This is a genomic window from Streptomyces ambofaciens ATCC 23877 (assembly GCF_001267885.1).
Classification (GTDB): domain Bacteria; phylum Actinomycetota; class Actinomycetes; order Streptomycetales; family Streptomycetaceae; genus Streptomyces; species Streptomyces ambofaciens.
In genome coordinates this window covers 7963687-7982616 of the sequence record NZ_CP012382.1, presented here as the reverse complement: position 1 = coordinate 7982616, position 18930 = coordinate 7963687, and the positions used below count along the sequence as shown (strand labels likewise).

Below are 18930 nucleotides of genomic sequence, written 5' to 3'. Positions count from 1 at the left end.
AGCGGGCCACCGCGTTCATGGCGGTTTTGTTGCGGACGTATGGCGGCGCCCTCAACGACGCGCGCTCTACTGGTCCTTCGGTGTCGGCGTGTGCTTACCTGGCCGCATGACCGTGCTCGTGACCCGCCGCCACGTCGACCACGCGCGTGTCACCACCACGGGTTGTACCGCCTGAAAGCCACGGGCCGTTAGGCCAGTCGCGCCCTTCGCCTCCCGTCCGCGCCACACCGACGGCCGCCCTCGTCCCGGCACGTGCCTCGGTGCCGCGGTTCATCGCCCACGCCACCGGCACGCCGCGTGATCCGCACGCCGTGCCGCTCGTTCGCGGCGCCCACGCCGCGTCACGCGCGCCGTCATTCGCCCCACGTCCGCACCAAGGAGCACCACCATGAGCCAGCCGATCGACTCCGTCACCGCAGGTCACACGCCCGAGGGAGCGCCGGCCGAGCCCGACGCCCCAGGCTGGTCCTTCGAGACCAGGCAGCTTCACGCGGGTGCCGCGCCCGACACGGCGACCGGAGCCAGGGCGACACCCATCTACCAGACCACGTCGTTCGTCTTCCAGGACACGCAGCACGCCGCCGACCTGTTCTCGCTCGCCGAGCCGGGCAACATCTACACCCGTATCCACAACCCCACGCAGGACGTCTTCGAGCAGCGCGTCGCCTCGCTGGAGGGCGGCGTCGCGGCGGTGGCTCTGGCATCCGGACAGGCGGCGGAGACCCTGGCCGTCCTGACCCTGGCAGGCGCCGGTGACCACATCGTGTCCAGCGCCTCCCTGTACGGCGGCACGTACAACCTGTTCCGTCACACGTTGCCGAGGTTCGGCATCGAGGTGTCGTTCGTCGACGACCCGGACGACATCGAGGCCTGGCGGGCGGCGATCCGGCCCGGGACCAAGGCCCTGTTCGCCGAGACGCTGGGCAACCCGCGCGGCAACGTGCTCGACGTCCGAGCCGTGGCGGACGTCGCCCACGAAGCAGGCGTCCCGCTGATCGTCGACAACACGGTGCCCACCCCGTACCTCCTGCGGCCCATCGAGCACGGCGCCGACATCGTGGTCCACTCGGCCACCAAGTTCCTCGGCGGCCACGGGACGACGATCGGGGGCGTCGTCGTCGACGGCGGGACCTTCGACTTCGGCGCCCACGCCGAACGCTTCCCCGGCTTCACCGAGCCCGACCCCAGCTACCACGGCCTCCGGTACTGGCCCGCGCTGGGACCCGGCGCCTTCGCCGTCAAGCTCCGTGTCCAGTTGCTGCGCGACCTGGGCCCCGCCCTCTCCCCGCACTCCGCGTTCCTGCTGCTCCAGGGGGTGGAGACACTCAGCCTGCGCATCGAGCGGCACTCCGCCAACGCCCAGGCCCTGGCCGAGTGGCTGGAGCAGCGCGACGAGGTCGCCGCCGTCCACTATCCGGGACTGCCCTCCAACCGCTGGTACGACGCCGGGCAGCGCTACCTCCCGCGCGGCGGGGGCGCGGTCCTGGCCTTCGAACTGCGCGACGGTGTCAAGGCCGGGAAGCGCTTCGTGGACGCCGTCGAACTGTTCAGCCACCTCGCCAACATCGGCGACGTCCGCAGCCTCATCATCCACCCCGCGTCCACCACCCACAGCCAACTGGACGAAGAGCAGTTGGCGGCCACCGGCGCCTCGCCCGGCCTGGTACGCCTCTCGGTGGGCATCGAGAACCTCGCCGACCTGAAGGCCGACCTGGAGGCCGGGTTCCGCGCCGCGAAGGGCGCCTCCTGAACACCGTGACGAGGGCCGGGCGGGTCCCCCTCCCGCCCGCCTCCGGGGCCTGGCGGGAGGGGGACCCGCCCGGCCGCCGCCAGTGGTACGAGCCGAAGACACCGCTCCGGCTGGAGGCGGGCGGCCGGCTCCCCGGCCTGCGGCTGGCCTTCGAGACCTGGGGACGACTCGCACCGGACGGCTCCAACGCCGTGCTGGTCCTGCACGCCCTCACCGGTGACAGCCACGTGGCCGGCCCCGCCGGGCCCGGCCATCCGACGCCCGGCTGGTGGGACGGGCTCGTCGGGCCGGGACGGGCGCTCGACACGGACCGCTGGTTCGTCGTCTCCCCCAACGTCCTCGGCGGCTGCCAGGGCAGTACGGGGCCGTCCTCCGCCCGCCCCGGCGGACGCCCCTGGGGCGGCGACTTCCCCTACCTGACCCAGCGCGACCAGGTCGCCGCCGAGGCCGGCCTGGCGCAGGCACTGGGCGTCGAGCGCTGGGCCCTGGTGGTGGGCGGCTCGATGGGTGGCATGCGGGCGCTGGAGTGGGCCGTGACGCATCCCGAACGGACGGGCGCGCTCCTGCTGCTCGCCACGACGGCCGCCGCGAGCGCCGAGCAGATCGCGTGGGCCGGCATCCAGACCCGCGCCATCCGCTCCGACCCGCACTGGCGAAACGGTCACTACCTCGCCACCGGACTCGGGCCGCACACCGGACTCGGCCTCGCCCGGCGCCTCGCCCACGTCACCTATCGCAGCGAGCCCGAGCTCCATACCCGCTTCGGCCGCTCCGCCCAAGCCGGGGAGGAACCGTGGTCGGGTGGCCGGTACCAGGTCGACTCCTATCTCGACCACCACGCCGACAAGTTGGCACGCCGTTTCGACGCGGGCAGCTACGTCGTGCTGTGCGAGGCCATGAACAGCCACGACGTCGGCCGCGAGCGGGGCGGTGTGCGCGCCGCCCTGAGCCGGGTGACCGCCGACACCCTGGTGGCCGGGGTCGACTCCGACCGGCTCTACCCGCTGTCGCAGCAGGCGGAGTTGGCGGCGGGCATCCGCACGTCCGACAGCCTCCGGATCGTGGAGTCCGCCCACGGCCACGACGGCTTCCTCATCGAGGTGGAGCAGGTCGCCGCGCTGGTGGGCGAACTGCTCGCCTGACCGGCCCTCACCCCGGGATCACCGTCTCAGCTCCTGTCCCAGAACGTGGGACGGCTCTTGGTAGGCCGTCGGGGGCTGCTGTAGAAATGGGCCCCATGAATCACGAGCCCTTGGTGCGACGCCTGGTCATCGACCTGTGCCGACGCCCGGCTTCGTGTTGTCGCTGAAGACGCGTCCCTGACGCTTCCCGCCGCCCGGTGGTCCCGCCGGCGCCGGTGACGTCCCGCACCCGCTCCTCGTGACGGGACAGTTCTCTTCGCCCTGATCCGCTCCCGCTCAGGGCTGTCCGCTCATGCCTGTCCAGCACGGCACCTCGCCTGCCGCGCCCCGGCGCCCCCATGGAGACCGTCCCATGTCCTCGGCAACACGTCCGCAAGCGCCCCGCGCCGGTATCGGCAAGGAGCCGCCGCCACGCCACCCCCGCACCCCGGCCCGGCTCCGCCGGGCCGCACTGCCCCTCGGCTCGCTCCTGCTGTTCCTCACCTTGTGGCAACTGCTCGCCGCCGGCGGGACGTGGAGCCAGACGCTGGTCCCGCCGCCCGCCCAGGTCTGGGACGCGTTCGTGAACGTGTCCACCACGCACGACGGCGTACGGGGTTACAACGGCACCTACCTCGTGGAACACCTCGGCATCAGCCTGCGCCGCATCGCGTTCGGGGCCGGCATCGGCATAGGCGCCGGAGTGGTCTTCGGGCTGCTCATGGGGACCGTCGGCTGGATGCGCTCGCTGTTCGAGCCCTGGATCACGTTCCTGCGGACGCTGCCGCCGCTGGCGTACTTCTCCCTCCTCATCATCTGGCTGGGTATCAACGAGGAACCGAAGATTACACTGCTGGCGGTGGCGGCCTTCCCGCCCGTCGCGGTCTCCACCACCACGGCCGTGGCCGCCGTACCGAGCAGCCTGATCGAGGCGGCCCGCGCCCTCGGTGCCTCGCGCTGGGACGTGGTGAGGGACGTCCTCGTCCCGTCCGCCCTGCCCGAGACGCTCACCGGCGTCCGGCTGGCCGTGGGCGTGGCCTACTCCTCGCTCGTGGCCGCCGAGTTGGTCAACGGACTGCCCGGCATCGGCGGCATGGTCAAGGACGCCGCCAACTACAACAACACCCCGGTCGTGCTCGTCGGCATCATCGCCATCGGCGTCTCCGGTCTGTTCATCGACGGCCTGCTGCTGCGGCTGGAACGCACCGTCGTTCCCTGGCGCGGCCGCGTGTGACCGCCCGTCCCTCCCTGCCCCACTCGCCCGCCCACTGCACAGAAACGGCCTCCTGATGTCCCGTGTCCCTGAAGGCCCCTCCCGCCGGCTGCTGCTCGCCGGTGCCCTCGGCGTCGCCTCCGCCGCCGTCACCGGCTGCTCGTCCAACGACGAGGGATCGTCCGGCGGTGCCAAGAGGCTGCGCATCGGCTACTTCGCCTTCCCCAGCGGCGACCTGATCGTGAAGAACAGGAAGCTGCTGGAGAAGGCCCTGCCCGGCTACGAGATCACGTGGATCAAGTTCGACTCCGGTGCCAGTGTCAACCAGGCCTTCCTCGGCAAGGCCCTCGACATAGCCGCCCTCGGGTCGAGCCCCTTCGCCCGGGGCCTGTCCGGGGCCTCCCCCATCCCGTACAAGGTCGCCTGGATCCTCGACGTCGCCGGCGACAACGAGGCGCTGGTCGCCCGCAAGGACACCGGCGTCTCCGACGTCGCCGGTCTCAAGGGGCGGACCGTCGCCACGCCCTTCGCCTCCACCTCGCACTACAGTCTGCTCGCGGCGCTGGAGACGGCCGGACTGGAGGCCTCGGACGTCAAGCTCGTCGACCTCCAGCCGCAGGCGATCCTCGCCGCCTGGCAGCGGGGCGACATCGACGCGACCTACGTCTGGCTGCCGACCCTGGACGAACTGCGCAAGACGGGGAGGCAGCTCACCAGCAGCAAGCAGGTCGGCGCCGCGGGCAAGCCGACCCTGGACCTGGCCGTGGTGTCGGACGACCTGATCGCCAGGGACCCGAAGGCGATCGAGGCCTGGCGCAAGAGCGAGGCCGAGGCGCTGAGGCTGCTCAAGTCCGACCCCGACGGCGCGGTCGACGCCGTCTCCGCCGAACTCGGCATCAGCAAGACCGACGCCCGGGCCCAACTCGCTCAGGGCGTCTTCCTCACCCCCGAGCAGGTGACCTCGCCCGACTGGCTCGGCACCGACGGCAACCCCGGCAGGCTGCTGTCCTACGTCACCGACACCGCGCGGTTCCTGGCCGGTCAGAAGCAGATCGACGCCGCGCCGTCCGCGGCAGCGATCCGCGACGCCTTCTACGTCAAGGGGCTGCCCGATGTCCTCAAGTGAGACGGCGACGACCGCCGAGAGCACGACGACCGGACACGACGGCGCGGTCCGGCTCGAGGACGTCGTCCACCGCTACGGCCGCGTCGGTGAGACGGTCACCGCCGTGGGACCGGTCGACCTGACCGTTCCCGCCGGTGAGTTCCTCGTCCTCGTGGGAGCCTCCGGGTGCGGCAAGAGCACGCTGCTGCGACTGATCGCCGGGTTCGAGCGGCCCACGCACGGCGCCGTACGGGTGTCCGGCGCCCAGCCGCGGCCCGGTGGGGCGGCCGGCGTGGTGTTCCAGACGCCCCGGTTGTTCCCCTGGCGGACCGTGGGGGGCAACGTCGACCTGGCGCTGCGGTACGCGGGCGTCGACCGCGCCCGGTGGCCCGAGCACCGGGCGCGGCTGCTGGCCCGGGTCGGCCTGGAGGGCACGGAGAAACGCCGCACCTGGGAGATCTCCGGCGGACAGCAGCAGCGCGTCGCGATCGCCCGGGCTCTCGCCGCCGAGCACCCGCTCCTCCTGCTCGACGAGCCGTTCGCGGCACTGGACGCGCTGACCCGGGAACGGCTGCAGGAGGACGTCCGCCGAGTGGCCACGCAGACCGGGCGGACCACGGTGTTCGTGACCCACTCCGCCGAAGAGGCGGTGTTCCTCGGCTCCCGCATCGTCGTGCTCACCAAGGGACCGGGAACCGTCGCCCTGGACCTGCCCATCGACCTGCCGCGCGGCGACGTGGACGCCGAAGAGCTGCGCGCGTCACGCGAGTTCGCCGCACTGCGGGCCCGGGTGGCCCACGCCGTGAAGACCGCCGCCGCGGCCTGACACCGCGAACGATCGACGAAGGACCTCGACCTTGCCGCAGTCGGGATCGCGGCCCCGCGTCCCACCGCTCTACCCCCAGGTCTGGTGGCAGAGGCCCACGACCTCCGAGGACGCGACCCCGTCGGCGCGGGCGCACAGATCCCGCATCTGCTCACGCGGTTGCGGCCGGGCCGGCGGCACCCGCGGGACCGGGCGCCGCGTCTTCGGGCGAGGTCCCACGCGAGGCTGCGCGTGCTGCTCGGGGGCCACCGGGCGGACTCGAGGTGCGGGCCGCTCGGCCGGCACCGCCGGGCGCGGCGCCCGTACGGGCGCGTGGGTGTGGCGCTCGGGAGCCGGGGCCGGCTCGGGTGTGCGTCGCGGCCGGTCGGGTCCGATCCGGACCAGCGCGGACCGCCCCGAGGGCGGAGCCACCGACACCGTCGGCGCTGCCGATGCCGGCCGGTCCGGGACAGCCGGGCCGCGCACACCCTGCGGGCGATCGTCGGACGGTGCTGAGCTGGACGTCACCGTGGCGCAGCCTGTGACGCTGAACAGGACCAGGAGCAGCAGGATCAGTGGGCGTGATGACACCGGCCCACTGTGCGCCGGCGTGGAGCCGCCACGGTGGTGCCGCGCGGCAGGGTCACCTCAAAGAGGGGCCCGGGTGGAGGGTGGCTGACGTCGGTCGGCCTGTCGGGCCCGGCTCGCAGCGCGGGGTGTCGGCGGGAGACAGGTACCAGCGGGCGGCGACCCGCGGAGTCCCGGGTGACGTCGACACCGGCTGGTGATGCCGGGCGCCGAGCTGCACGGAGGCTGGTCAGACTCGGGCGATGAGCGCGTAGCGTTCGTCGGCGACGGGGCAGCCCCACAGGTCGGGGTCGTCACTGAGGGCCTCGACACGGACGTCGGTGACCAGCGGGCGTACGGCGGCGGTGAGTTCTTCGGCGGTGACGCCGCCGTGCCAGGGCAGGGTCTCGGCGCCGGCCACGTAGGGGACGCCGCTCTGTCCGGCTTCGCGCCAGCGGCCTTCGACCAGGATCAGCAGGCCGTCGGGGCGGAGCCGGGCGGTCCACTGGTGAAGGGCTGCCTGCGGGTCGGGCAGGGTCCACACCAGGTGCCGGGAGAGCAGGACGTCGTACCGCTCGTCGCCGGTGGGCGGATCGGCGGCGTCACCGATGAGGAAACGGCCCTCCAGGCCGGCTGCCCGCAGCTTCCCCTGCGCCTGTTCGACCATCTTCGGTGCGAGATCGACGCCCGTGACCTGGTGGCCGGCTTCGGCGACGAGCCTGGACAGGGAGCCGGTTCCGCAGCCCACGTCCAGCACGCTCGCCGGGGTGGCCGGCAGCCAGGAGGCCAGGCGGGAGGCCCAGGCGGCACGGGTGTGTGCTGTGGTCAGTCCGTGGTCGGGTGCTTCGTCGAAGGCGTCGGCTGCGGCGTCCCAGTAGGCCGTGATGGCGGCGGAGTTCGTCATCCGGTGATCCTGTCAGTGGTCACTGACAGCGAGCCGGGCCGCACGCACCGGGCGGGCGGTGTGGTGGGCGAGGGTGGCGTGCGGGTCGCCTTCGACGGGAGTGTGGTCGGTGTGGACGGTGGCGGCGGTCAGCCGGGGCACGGCGTGGAGGAGGGCGTGTTCGGCGGCGACGGCGATGTGATGGGCCTGGACGACGGTCAGTCCGGCGTCGACGACGATGTCGGCTTCGGCGCGCAGGGCGTGGCCGATCCACCGCATCCGTACCTTCCCGGTGTCCAGGACACCGTCGACGCGGTGCAGGGCGGCGTGGGCGGTGGTGACGAGGGTGGGGTCGACGGAGTCCATCAGGCGCCGGCAGACCTCGCGGGCGGCGTCCTTGAGGACGATGAGGATGGCGAGGGTGATGAGCAGGCCCACGACGGGGTCGGCTGCGCGCCAGCCGAGCGCGGCGCCGGCGGCGCCCAGCAGGACGGCCAAGGAGGTGAAGCCGTCGGTGCGGGCGTGCAGGCCGTCGGCCACCAGGGCCGCGGAGCCGATGCGGCGGCCGGTGCGGATGCGGTAGCGGGCCACCCATTCGTTGCCGATGAAGCCGGCGAGTGCAGCGCCGGCCACGGCCCAGAGGTGGGTGACATCGCGGGGGTTGAGCATGCGGTCGACGGCTGCGTAGGCGGCCAGCGCCGCGGATGCGGCGATGGTGACGACGATGAGGATGCCCGCGAGGTCCTCGGCCCGGCCGTAGCCGTAGGTGTAGCGGCGGTTCGCGGGCCGCCGGCCGAGGAGGAACGCGATCCCGAGCGGGATGGCGGTCAGAGCGTCGGCGGCGTTGTGGACGGTGTCACCGAGAAGGGCCACCGACCCCGACATGGCCACGATCACGCCCTGGACCACGGTGGTGATGCCGAGGACGAGCAGTGAGATCCACAGGGTGCGCATGCCCTCACGGGAGGTCTCCATCGCCGCGTCGACCTTGTCGGCGGCCTCGTGGCTGTGCGGCCTGAGCAGGTGCGCGAGCTGATGCCGCAGACGCGCCGACCGGGAGGCGCCGTGGTCATGCCCGCGGTCCGCACCGGGCGGACTGTGGGGGTGTCCGTGAGCGTGGCGGTCGTGTGTGTGGGTGTTCTGATTCCCCTCCATACGGCTCACCGTGGCACACGGATTCGATCGCGGCTACAGCCGTCATACGCTGCGTGACCAGGTGCGATGCGCTCGCAACAGCCCGTCGGGGGCAACTGGCCGACATCGTCGGGCTCACACCGTCTCGGCCATGGCCCTCACGTCTGGAAAGCCGCTCCTCTCCCCCGCCGTCGGTGTCGCGACGGTCTCGGACGACAAACGGAGTGAGCACTCACTCATTGACGGAGTGAGTGCTCACTCCATAGGCTGGCGAGCATGACAGCACCCAAGGAGAGCCAGACGCCCCGCCGCCGTGCCCCCGCGATGACACCGGAGGAGCGCCGCGCGATGATCGTCCAGACCGCGATCCCCCTGATCGCCGAGTACGGGGCTGCGGTGACGACCGCGAAGATCGCCCGTGCCGCGGGCATCGGCGAGGGCACGATCTTCCGGGTCTTCGCCGACAAGGACGAGCTGCTGCAGGCGTGCGTCGCCGAGGCGCTCTCCCCCGAGCACGCCGTCCGCGAGCTCGACGCGATCGACGTGTCCCAGCCGCTGCCCGACCGGCTCGCGGAGGCGGCCGAGGCTCTGCAAGCGCACATGTCCCGGATGGGCGCGATCCTCGGCTCGCTGGGGCATCGCGGCGGCAAGCACCCCGGCACTGTGCGCGGTGCGGGCCGCGACGAGTCGACGACCCGTATCCGCAAAGCCCTCGCGGAGCTGCTGGAGCCCGAGAAGGCCGCGCTGCGCCGGCCGCCGGAGCAGATCGCGGCCCTCTTCTTCGGGCTGCTGTTCACCCAGCCGCGTACGGAGGACGAGCCCGACCTGACCCCGCAGGAGCTGGTGGAGGTCTTCCTGCACGGAGCGCTCTCGGGGGGTGCCGAATGAGCGCACGCAGAAGGCGCCTGGGGGTCACGGCCCTGGCCGTCCTCGCCCCCGTGCTGGTCTGGCTGGTCGCGGACCCACTGCTGGGGCACCGGCTGCAGATCGCCGACGGCGATCAGACGCTCGACATCAGCGCCGCGCCCGTGGCGGTCGTCGCCCTGCTCGCGTCGCTCTCCGGCTGGGGACTGCTGACCGCCCTGGAGCGGTTCGGAGTGCGGCGCGCCCATGCCATCTGGACCGGGGTGGCCGGCGCCGTACTGGCCGTGTCCTTCCTGCCGTTCACCGGCGACGGCATGGACGGCGGCAGCCGAGTCTCCCTCGCTCTGATGCACCTGGCGGTGGCGGCGGTGCTGATCCCGGGGCTGGGCAGCAGGTCCTCCGGGGCGGGAGCCGGTACGGCCAGGGGGTGACCGCCGCCATTACCGAGTACGCCGCGAACAGCGGCAGAGGGGACAGCCCTGCCAGGTGTCGCGAACGACAGCCGGACCCACCACCTCGCAGCCCGGATGTGACGAGGAATGACCGTGCGGACGTCGCTGCGTCCTGCTAGCGTCTGCGGCATGAAGCGCGCTGCCATGACGACGACGCCGGAGAGTGTCCCGGCGCGCTGACAGACGATCTGATCCGAAGCCCCGGGGCAAGTGCCCCGGGGCTTCGTCGTAGGCCTGGTCACTTGCTCCGCCACCAGCAAGGAGACCGCGATGGCCACCCAGCACGATCACCGCAAACTGGGCCGTGAACTCGGCCTGTTCGACACCGATCCGCTCATCGGCGCCGGGCTGCCGTACTGGCTGCCCGACGGCGCGGCCGTGAGGTACAGCCTGGAGGAGTACATCCGTGCCGCCGAGCGGCGAGCCGGGTACCGCCACGTGTACTCACCGGTCCTCGGCAAGCGGGAGCTGTACGAGATCTCCGGCCACTGGGCGCACTACAGCGACGACATGTTCCCCCCGATGGACCTCGGCGGTGAGCAGGTCGTCCTGCGGCCGAGCCTGTGCCCCCATCACGCGGTGATCTACCGCTCCCGCTCCCACAGCTACCGCGAACTGCCCCTGCGCATGGCCGAACTGGGCGGCATGTACCGCTCCGAACTCTCCGGCGTACTCGGCGGGCTGACCCGCGTACGCGCCATCCAGCTCAACGACGCGCACATCTTCTGCACCCTGGACCAGGTCGCCGGGGAGGCGCAGGCCGCGCTGGAGATGATCCGCCAGGCGTACGAGGCGCTGGGCATCACCCCCACCCGTTATCGGCTCTCCCTTCCGGGGCCTGGTGCCAAGTACGTCGCCGACCCCGAGAAGTGGCAGCGGTCCACCGCCCTGCTGACCGACGTCCTCGACCGCTCCGGCCTGCCCTACGAGGCGGCCCAGGGGGAGGCCGCCTTCTACGGCCCCAAGATCGACGTCCAGGTGACCGACGGCGCCGGCAGGGAGTCCACCCTGTCCACCGTCCAGGTCGACTTCCACCAGCCCGAGCGGTTCGACCTGCACTACATCGGCGCGGACGGCGGCAAGCACCGCCCGGTCATGGTCCACCGCAGCATCATCGGCAGTGTGGAGCGAGCCGTCGCCCATCTCATCGAACAGCACGGCGGCGCCTTCCCGGCCTGGCTCGCCCCCACTCAGCTGGTGGTTCTCCCGATCTCCGACACCGAGTGGCCGAACGCCGCGGCCCTCGCCGAGCGAGCCGCCGGCCTCGGACTGCGTGCCGAGATCGCAGGTCCGGAACGCGGCAGCCTGGGCGCCCGTGTCCGAGAGGCCCGCCTGGTCCCCTACCAAGCCGTCATCGGAGCCAGGGAGGCCGCGGACGACCACGTCGCACTGCGCTTGCGTGACGGACGCCGAATCGACCCACAGCCGGTCGGTGAGGTACTCCCCCACATCAGCGCTCTCATCGGGGCCCACAGCACCGAGCTGTGGGCCCACGCCACCTCGTGACAGGTGTCCCGATCAGCACCTGATGCCGGGCGCGCGAGGAGCCTGGTGCCCTGCGCGGAGGGGTCGGACGAGGGCGCGAGGTGACGGCGGACGTTCTCCGGCCCGGTGTGTCTCGACTTGGCCCTCAGCATCAGCGGGCCGGCTCGGGCCTCGCCAAGGGGCGGCGTACCGCACCCCCGCCGCCTCAGCCGGGGGCGTCGGGCGGCGCGGGGCGGACGGCGAGTACGGCGATGTCGTCGTCGTTGTCGGCGCCGAGACCGATGAGCAACTCGTCGCAGAACACGTCGAGGGGTTCACGGGCCAGGTCGGAGGCGCAGCGGCGGAGACGCTCCATCCCGGCGTCCAGGGCTTCCCCACGCCGTTCGATGAGCCCGTCGGTGTACAGCAGCAGGGTCGAGTGAGGCGGGATCAGGTCCGTCGCGCTGGGACGCGGCACGCCCGGGTCCAAGCCGAGCAGCAGTCCCGAGCCGGCGTCCAGATAACGGGTCCGGCCGTCCGGGGCGGTCAGCAGCGGCGGCAGGTGCCCGGCGGAGGAGTGCACCAGCTCCCAGGGGCCGTCCGTACCGCTGCGGACGAGACCGTAGATGCACGTGGCGGTGGCCTCCCGGTGAAGCGTGTGGTTGGCCATGTCCAGGCGGCGCAGGACTACTTCCGGGGGCTCCTGGCGGTCGACCGCGATACCGCGCAGCATGCTGCGCAGCTGGCTCATGGCGACGGCCGCGTCGAGGTCGTGCCCGGTGACGTCGCCGATGACGAGCGCCGTGTCACCCTTGGGGACGACGAAGCAGTCGTACCAGTCCCCACCGACCTGGGCGGTCGTGGAGGACGCTGCGTAACGGGCGGCCAGCTGGAGGTGTTCCACGTTCGGCAGTACCGGTAGCAGTGAGCGCTGGAGTCGCTCGGCGATGTTGCGGGTCTCCTGGTACAGACGGGCGTTGTCCACGCCCAGGGCGAGGCCACGGCACAGTTCGTCGACCAGGGACAGGTCCTCCTCCGTGAAGGGCTGCCGCCCGTCGCCGCGGGCCACGGTAAGGGCTCCGATGACCTGACGCCGCGCGCGCAGCGGGGCGACGATGGCGCTGTGGGCGCGCAGATGTCCCAGCAGATCGAGGTAGTGCGTGTCCAGGGGGCCCGCCGCCTGGCCCGGTGGCGGAGCTCCGGTGAGCAGCAAGGGGCCGGCTCCGCGCAGGACACGGGCCAAGGGGCCGCGGGCGGCATCGGTCACGGGCGGGAGCAGGCCCTCGTACCGCTCGGGGCCGAGACCCTGAGGGGTGTGGTGGACGACGCAGATCCGTTCCACCTGGGCGTCCTCCGCGAACAGGTCCACGGCACACCAGTCGGCCAGCCGTTCGGTCATGATCCTGCCCGCGCCGCGCAGTCCCTCCTCCGTGTCGGGGGTGTTGCTCATCGCGGCGCTCGTGGCGACCAGCAGGGAGAGGCGTTCCAGGGCCGACAGGCCGCCGTCGTCCGGGGCGTTCCTCGGGGCCCCTGCCACCGCACCGTCGGGGATGCCATCCAGAACAGCTTCGCCTCCCGGCACGGTCGAGGGCGTGCCGCGCGGGTCCTGCACCGCAGCCGGCCGGTTACGGCCGGCAGGCGGCTTGGCCGAAGCGGGGGGCGCGGAGGCCCTGGGGGTCAGCTGTGCCACGAAGACGGTGTGGCCGTCGGTCGTCTCCTGGGTCTGGATGAACAACCGGACGGGGACCAGACCGCCGTCGCGGTGCAGCGCCGGGAGCGGGATCGAGCGGCCCAGGATCCGGGGCTGCCCGCTGAGCAACAGGGCGGTGAAAGCCGTGAGATGGCGTTCGCGCAGATGTTCCGGGATGAGCGCGGTGAGAGGCCGCCCCGTGAGGTCGTCCGCCTGCCAACCGAGCAGGTCCGCCGCCGGTCCGTTCGCCGCGATGATGCGGTTGCGCTCGTCGGCGGCGATGGTCGGGACCCTACTGGACCGCACCTGCGCGGCGTCCCACGGCACCAGCTCCACGGGGCTGGCGCCGGGCTCGCGCGGCACCATGGTCCACGCGGTGGCGGGGCCGCCGGCGAGCTGGCCGACGATCTGGTCGAACAGCCACTGCTGGAAGACACCGCTGCGGGGAAGTGCCGGCAGGGTGAGGAGATGCTCGTCGCGGGCCGCCTTCTCGGCGAGGCCGAGCACGCGGCGCAGGGTGTCCACGGCCGGCCCGGCGTCCGCCGGCAGCCGCACGGAGAGGGAGGGAGCCTCCTTCCCGGCGGGCTCCCGGCGCAGGGCGGCCGTCACCCGCGCGCTGATCACGTTGCTCACGTCCTGGGCGGTGGTGAGGTCCTCCGGCGGCACGCCGAGATCGAAGCCGGCGGCCGCGGCGAGCATCGTCTCGCGCAGCAGCGTGTGACGCTGCTGCTGGGACGCGACGTACAGCGCGCCCGGCATGTCGATGAGCGTCACATGCTCACCGGAGTCGGACGGCTCGGCGGACCCCCAGTCAGCCACCCGCGACGGCGTTCCGTCGGGGCCCAGTTCGAACCAGACGGTCTTGCTCACCTCGTCCGCCTCGACACCGTACCGGGACGCCAGTCGGCCGACGACGGCGAGTCCCTGTCCCGTTCCGGTGTACGCGGGGCATTCCTGCGGCAGCAGCTTCCGGTCCGGCCGCTGATCCCGTACGCGCACATGGACCGTGCCGCCCTCGACGCGGGCCGACACGTCGACGTCCGTCCGGGCATGCAGCAAGGCGTTCGTCACCAGCTCGCTCACCAGGAGCTCGACGGTGTCCGCCAGGACCGGCGCGACCCCGTCGACAGCGGCCCGCACGAAGCGCCGCGCCTCCGCCACGCTCTGCGGCCGCCGCGGCAACCGTCGCGACGACGCCCCCGCGCCCTTGAGGTCGCCCATGCCCTCAGTCTGCCGCAGGCGCCTGCACCTCGCGGCCGTGCCCGGCAGACGGGTGAGCACACCGGCACGGGCGCCGGGCCGGCGGGGCGCCCTCGACGCACGCCGTGCACGGCTGGGCCGAGAGGGAGGCCGTGCGGCGGACGGCGGCCTTGGCCCCCGCTTCTCGCCCTGCTGCCGGCCGTCACCGTGTTCAGTCCATTTCACCCGGAGTGGCTCCGGGCGGCTTCGCACCAGCGGCACCAGCGGCGCTCCGGGCCGCCGCTGTCCGCGGATCGGAAGAGCAAGCCCAGGACCCGGATCACCGGCACGATCACTGCGATCCATCACAACCCCTGTCGCGCGAAGGCCGCTCCGGGAGGGCTGGCAGGAAGTGGCCGACCGTGCACTCGACTGGGCCCTCGCCCACGCCTGAGCCGGGGCGGGGCGCGCCGGGGCCCGGCCGCGCCCCGCGCTCCTCGCCCTCACCAGCGCACCATCGGCAGTGGTTTACGGGGGTGCCGGCACGCGTACGCCGCGGCCCGCCGCAGCAGGCACCGGTGAAGGCCCAGGTAGGGGAAGACGCGGGTCACGGCCCGCACCGGAACACGTCCCGACGCTGTCGGGGGCAGGCCGTGCAGGACGTCGACCAGGTCCGCACGACGGAACGTCTCGACCTCCGGGTCCGGCACGGAGCGCACCCGGTGATGCGTCGCGATCATGGTGAGGGCGAGCGGGAGGTCCACCCGACCCACGGCCGGGGCGTGCCGACGGGCGAGCCCGGCCGACGGCCCGAGGTAGTCGAACGTCCCGGCCGTCCACATACCCAAGTCGTGCACAGCCCAGGCAAGTTGCATCGTCGTGGACGGGCGGTCCCGCCCGAGCAGCGCCAACTGGTAGTTCAGGCCGCGGTAGACGTGGTGGCGATAGGTGTGGAAGTCGGCGCCCAGAGCGATGCGGTGCTGCCGCAGGATCACGTCGATCGACGCGCAGCGCCGCACCGTCACCCCGGAGGTTTTCGTCCGCATCACCGCCTCCTGAGAGGGGGCGCGCCGAGAGTCCCCGGAACGTGAACGGGGAAGCCGACCGGCAGCGTGTCCCGCTCTATTCCTTGACGAACGCGAGGAGGTCGGGGTTCAGGACCTCGGGGTGCGTGGTCAGCATTCCGTGCGGGTAGCCGTCGTAGCTCTTCAGCCTGCCGTTGCGCAGCAGCTTCACCGACAGCGGTGCCGAGTCGTCGTAGGGGACGATCTGGTCGTCGGTGCCGTGCGCCACCAGGACGGGTACGTCGATCTGCTTCAGGTCCTCGGTGAAGTCCGTCTCGGAGAAGGCCTTGATACAGAGGTAGTGAGCGTTGGCCGCGCCGCGCATGCCCTGCCGCCACCAGTTGTCGATCACGCCCTGCGACACCTCGGCGCCGGGACGGTTGAACCCGTAGAACGGCCCGGCCGGCACGTCGATGTAGAACTGGGCACGGTTGGCCGCGAGCGAGGCCCGGAAGCCGTCGAAGACCTCGATGGGCAGGCCGCCGGGGTTGGCCTCGGACTTGACCATGAGGGGCGGCACGGCGCCGACGAGCACGGCCTTCGCCACCCTGCCCGGCTTGGCCCGTGCCACGTACCGGGCGACTTCGCCGCCTCCGGTGGAGTGGCCGATGTGGACGGCGTCGTGCAGGTCGAGTGCGTCGGTCATCGCCGCTACGTCGGCTGCGTAGGTGTCCATCTCGTGGCCGGACGCGCTCTGACTGGAACGCCCGTGGCCGCGCCGGTCGTGCGCGATGACGCGGTAACCGTGGCCCAGGAAGTAGAGCATCTGGTTGTCCCAGTCGTCGCTGCTCAGCGGCCAGCCGTGGTGGAACACGATCGGCTGGGCGTCGCGTGGTCCCCAATCCTTGTAGAAGATTTCCGTGCCGTCCTGTGTAGTGACCGTTCCCACGGCGTTCCTCCGCTCGGATCTGTCGATGCGGTGCGGTGCCCGTGTGGCGATGCCCACGCGGTGAGGCGGCCGCCGGAACCGGCGTGGCGCTGGTGACGCGCGGTCGGTCGCGACCCCAGGAACCAAATCTACTGGTATGCCCGACTTTCTTCACTTCGTTCGAATGAGTGAACAGAGCAGTCACCCGCCTGGACCTCCCCGGCTGTGCGCGTGACCGGGCCCGGAGCAATGTCGACGGCGAGCAGCCCCCTCCACACGGAAGTGAACATGAAGCGAATAGCGCAGCACCCCCGCGCCGGGCGCATCCTCCCCCTCGCGCTGGCCGTCCCCGCGACCGTCCTCCTCGCGGCCATGCCGACCGCGGCCTCCGAGAGCGGCGGTCCCACCGGGTCCCACGCGAGCATCAAGCCGACGATCGTGCTCGTGCACGGGGCCTGGGCGGACGCCTCCGGCTGGGACGAGATCTCCGAGAGACTGCAGTCCCAGGGTTACCCGGTCGTCGCCACGGCCAATCCTCTGCGGAGCCTGTCGGGCGACGCCGCCTACCTCTCGGCCCGACTCAAGTCGATCAAGGGACCCATCGTCCTGGTCGGCCACTCCTACGGCGGCGCCGTGATCACCAACGCCGCAGCCGGGAACCCGAACGTCACCTCGCTCGTCTACGTGGCGGGCTTCGCGCCGGACAAGGGTGAGACCACGCTGGAACTGGCGGCCAAATACCCCGGCAGTCGCCTCACGGACGACCCCGAGGCTCCCGTGCCCACCGCCCTGGACGCAGTCCCCCTCGGCGACGGGCCCACGGATGTGGACCTGTACATCAAGCCCGACAAGTTCAGCGACGTGTTCCTGAGTGACCGGCTCGACCGGAGCCAGGCCGACATCCTGGCGGCAGCCCAGCGCCCTGCGGCGGTCGTCACCGGATCGGAGCCGACCGAGGCAGCGGCCTGGAAGACGATCCCCTCCTGGTACCTGGTACCCACGGACGACCGCACCATCGGCACCGAGAACCTGCGCTTCATGGCCGAGCGTGCCGACTCCACCACCGTCGAGGTCGACGCGCCGCACGCAGTCATGGAGACCAATCCCGGTGACGTCACCCGACTGATCCTGCGGGCGGCCGAAGACTCCCGCCCCAGCCTCGCCGGCACCGGCACGTCCGCTCCGGCGCTCGCCGCCATGGCGGGAGCCTCGGCACTCGCCGTCGCGGGCGGCACGACCCTCGTCCTGCGCACACGCCGCCCCGCCCACGCGTCCTAGGCCTTCCCCGGTGTCGCCCTGACCCTGATCGATCTACGCGAACATCACCGACGCTCACGTGGGCAGCGGTGCGGACGGCCCATCCAACCCTCGGGCTCGGCTCAGTGGGCCGAGTGCCCCGTACGTGACCCGAGAGCGCAACCGGCTCCACCGATGTAGTACGCGTTGAGGTAGTTCGGACCGGCGCCGGGCAGTTGGGTGGCGCCGGGGCCGACACAGAGGTGGTAGTCGTTCGTACTGCCACCGCCCCTGACGTCGACGTGGACCAGTACCGTCGTCTCTCCACAGTGGCCGTAGCCGGCGAACTGGGACTCGCGGACGCTGTACCGGAAGAAGCCGCACGGGGCGAGGGACCCGGCAGCCGCCTGACGCACTTCTGGACCACGCACGGACTCGGCATGGGCCGGACCCGGAAGCGCCACCGCGGCCAGCGCGGTGAGGGCACCGGACGCTGCCGCCAGAACGGCACGGCGAGGACGGAGGGAGAGCTTCACGAACACTCCTTGAGGTGAGCCATGGCGATGGACGACCAGTCGATCGGCTCTGCCTGACACCACGACACCTCTGACGCGTCGCACTGGTGCAGCGATAGTAACTCCTTGCAGTGAATCAACTACCACATGTCACCACATCGAGTGACGAGGGGGTCAAGCGGAAAGGCTGGAGCGGCGCCCCGTCCGTCTGCAGTCAGCAGCGCCCAACGCGCCCTGCTGACCAGATGAGGCGACGGGGAGGTCGGCGAGATGGTCCGTGACGGCCTTGTCGTAGGCGGTGGATACTCTGCGGCCATGAGTAACGCGATATGGGACGCCCTGGTGGCGACACCCCTCCCAGAAGTACGGCACCGAGCGGCCGTCGTGGACGACCTCGCCGAGGTCAAACCGGTGACGGTGGCCGGCGCACACCGGCTGGCATGGAACGACCGCGGCGGCCAGTCCGCCGTCTGGTACTTCACGGACGACGGCCGCGTACTCCTGCTGACGTTCGACCACGAGTCGTCGCTGAACCTGTACGCCGAGGAAGATTTCGCCCTTCAGGAGTCCTTCTTCGAGGGCGTCCCCGAACCCCTGGTCGCCCTGGTCCGCGACCGTCCCGAAAACTACGAGTCTCTGAACCTCACGGACTCCGCGACGGGCCGGACCATTCACTACGCAGGCGGTGTCTTCTGGTACGACGGCACACACTGGCACGTGTCCAGCGGTCTGGCGGAGCACTGCCGCCGCGAGGACGTGGACCTCTTCGGCGAGTCCGGTTTCGACTACTGCCTGGGCGTCTACCGGTTCGGCCAGGACTTCACCGCGGAGACCAGCGTCGCGATCCGGGAAGAGGACGGTCGGTACGACGACGAAAAGCAGAAGGAAGCGGACCTGACCAGCGTGCGAGAGGTCCTCATCCGACACGGCCGATGACGGCAGGCTGGAAGCGTCCATCGCTGATGCCCTGAACTCCGGTACCGCATCGAGCAGTTCCAGGGCCTCGGTTACGACGTCGTG

Annotated in this window: 16 protein-coding genes; 10 read left to right on the top strand and 6 right to left on the bottom strand. The window is 71.8% G+C overall.

Annotated elements, in window-relative coordinates:
• The first annotated feature begins 388 nt into the window (after positions 1-388).
• The 5 genes from SAM23877_RS34660 to SAM23877_RS34640 all read left to right on the top strand — a co-directional run bounded on the left by SAM23877_RS34660 (position 389) and on the right by SAM23877_RS34640 (position 6015).
• Positions 389-1750, top strand: coding sequence for a bifunctional o-acetylhomoserine/o-acetylserine sulfhydrylase (locus SAM23877_RS34660; protein ID WP_079030600.1), 1362 nt, complete (start codon positions 389-391; stop codon positions 1748-1750).
• A 5-nt stretch (positions 1751-1755) separates the two neighbouring features.
• Complete coding sequence (gene metX / locus SAM23877_RS34655) at positions 1756-2892, top strand: homoserine O-acetyltransferase MetX (RefSeq protein ID WP_107408699.1); 1137 nt, start codon at positions 1756-1758, stop codon at positions 2890-2892.
• A gap of 352 nt (positions 2893-3244) precedes the next feature.
• Complete coding sequence (locus SAM23877_RS34650; protein WP_053141778.1) at positions 3245-4105, top strand: ABC transporter permease; 861 nt, start codon at positions 3245-3247, stop codon at positions 4103-4105.
• 55 nt (positions 4106-4160) lie between these two features.
• A complete protein-coding gene (locus SAM23877_RS34645) occupies positions 4161-5210 on the top strand; it encodes a taurine ABC transporter substrate-binding protein (protein ID WP_053141777.1) in 1050 nt (349 codons plus the stop codon).
• Positions 5197-6015 carry an ABC transporter ATP-binding protein gene (locus SAM23877_RS34640; protein WP_053141775.1) on the top strand — a complete coding sequence of 273 codons (819 nt, stop codon included), beginning with the start codon at positions 5197-5199 and terminating at the stop codon, positions 6013-6015. The genes SAM23877_RS34645 and SAM23877_RS34640 overlap by 14 nt, the downstream gene beginning before the upstream one ends.
• A 796-nt stretch (positions 6016-6811) precedes the next feature.
• On the opposite strand, the gene SAM23877_RS34635 is transcribed toward SAM23877_RS34640, so the two are convergent.
• Entirely contained in the window at positions 6812-7465 is a 654-nt protein-coding gene (locus tag SAM23877_RS34635) for a class I SAM-dependent methyltransferase (protein WP_053141772.1), read from the bottom strand.
• Between the two features lie 12 nt (positions 7466-7477).
• On the bottom strand, positions 7478-8599 hold the full coding sequence (locus SAM23877_RS34630; RefSeq protein WP_053141770.1) for a cation diffusion facilitator family transporter: 1122 nt from the start codon (positions 8597-8599) through the stop codon (positions 7478-7480).
• Positions 8600-8854: 255 nt separating this feature from the next.
• Between SAM23877_RS34630 and SAM23877_RS34625 the strand changes: the two genes are divergently transcribed.
• From SAM23877_RS34625 to thrS, 3 genes are all read left to right on the top strand, one after another.
• Complete coding sequence (locus SAM23877_RS34625) at positions 8855-9466, top strand: TetR/AcrR family transcriptional regulator (RefSeq protein ID WP_053141768.1); 612 nt, start codon at positions 8855-8857, stop codon at positions 9464-9466.
• On the top strand, positions 9463-9873 hold the full coding sequence (locus SAM23877_RS34620; protein ID WP_053141765.1) for a DUF6069 family protein: 411 nt from the start codon (positions 9463-9465) through the stop codon (positions 9871-9873). Before SAM23877_RS34625 ends, SAM23877_RS34620 begins: the two co-directional genes overlap by 4 nt.
• A 291-nt stretch (positions 9874-10164) precedes the next feature.
• A complete protein-coding gene (gene thrS / locus SAM23877_RS34615) occupies positions 10165-11400 on the top strand; it encodes a threonine--tRNA ligase (protein WP_053141763.1) in 1236 nt (411 codons plus the stop codon).
• A 184-nt stretch (positions 11401-11584) separates the two neighbouring features.
• Here thrS and SAM23877_RS34610 read toward each other — a convergent pair whose 3' ends face one another.
• The 3 genes from SAM23877_RS34610 to SAM23877_RS34600 form a co-directional block, all read right to left on the bottom strand.
• Complete coding sequence (locus tag SAM23877_RS34610) at positions 11585-14269, bottom strand: SpoIIE family protein phosphatase (protein WP_053141761.1); 2685 nt, start codon at positions 14267-14269, stop codon at positions 11585-11587.
• Positions 14270-14730: 461 nt separating this feature from the next.
• Positions 14731-15273 carry a hypothetical protein gene (locus SAM23877_RS34605; protein WP_053141759.1) on the bottom strand — a complete coding sequence of 181 codons (543 nt, stop codon included), beginning with the start codon at positions 15271-15273 and terminating at the stop codon, positions 14731-14733.
• Positions 15274-15349: 76 nt separating this feature from the next.
• On the bottom strand, positions 15350-16180 hold the full coding sequence (locus SAM23877_RS34600) for an alpha/beta fold hydrolase (protein WP_053141757.1): 831 nt from the start codon (positions 16178-16180) through the stop codon (positions 15350-15352).
• A 267-nt stretch (positions 16181-16447) separates the two neighbouring features.
• On the opposite strand from SAM23877_RS34600, the gene SAM23877_RS34595 reads away from it, so the two are divergent.
• The gene (locus SAM23877_RS34595; protein ID WP_053141755.1) at positions 16448-17437 is read left to right on the top strand and encodes an alpha/beta fold hydrolase; all 990 of its coding nucleotides are present in this window, start codon (positions 16448-16450) and stop codon (positions 17435-17437) included.
• Between the two features lie 101 nt (positions 17438-17538).
• On the opposite strand, the gene SAM23877_RS34590 is transcribed toward SAM23877_RS34595, so the two are convergent.
• On the bottom strand, positions 17539-17931 hold the full coding sequence (locus SAM23877_RS34590; protein ID WP_053141752.1) for a DUF6355 family natural product biosynthesis protein: 393 nt from the start codon (positions 17929-17931) through the stop codon (positions 17539-17541).
• A gap of 294 nt (positions 17932-18225) precedes the next feature.
• On the opposite strand from SAM23877_RS34590, the gene SAM23877_RS34585 reads away from it, so the two are divergent.
• Complete coding sequence (locus SAM23877_RS34585) at positions 18226-18846, top strand: hypothetical protein (protein ID WP_053141746.1); 621 nt, start codon at positions 18226-18228, stop codon at positions 18844-18846.
• The last annotated feature ends 84 nt before the right edge of the window (positions 18847-18930 follow it).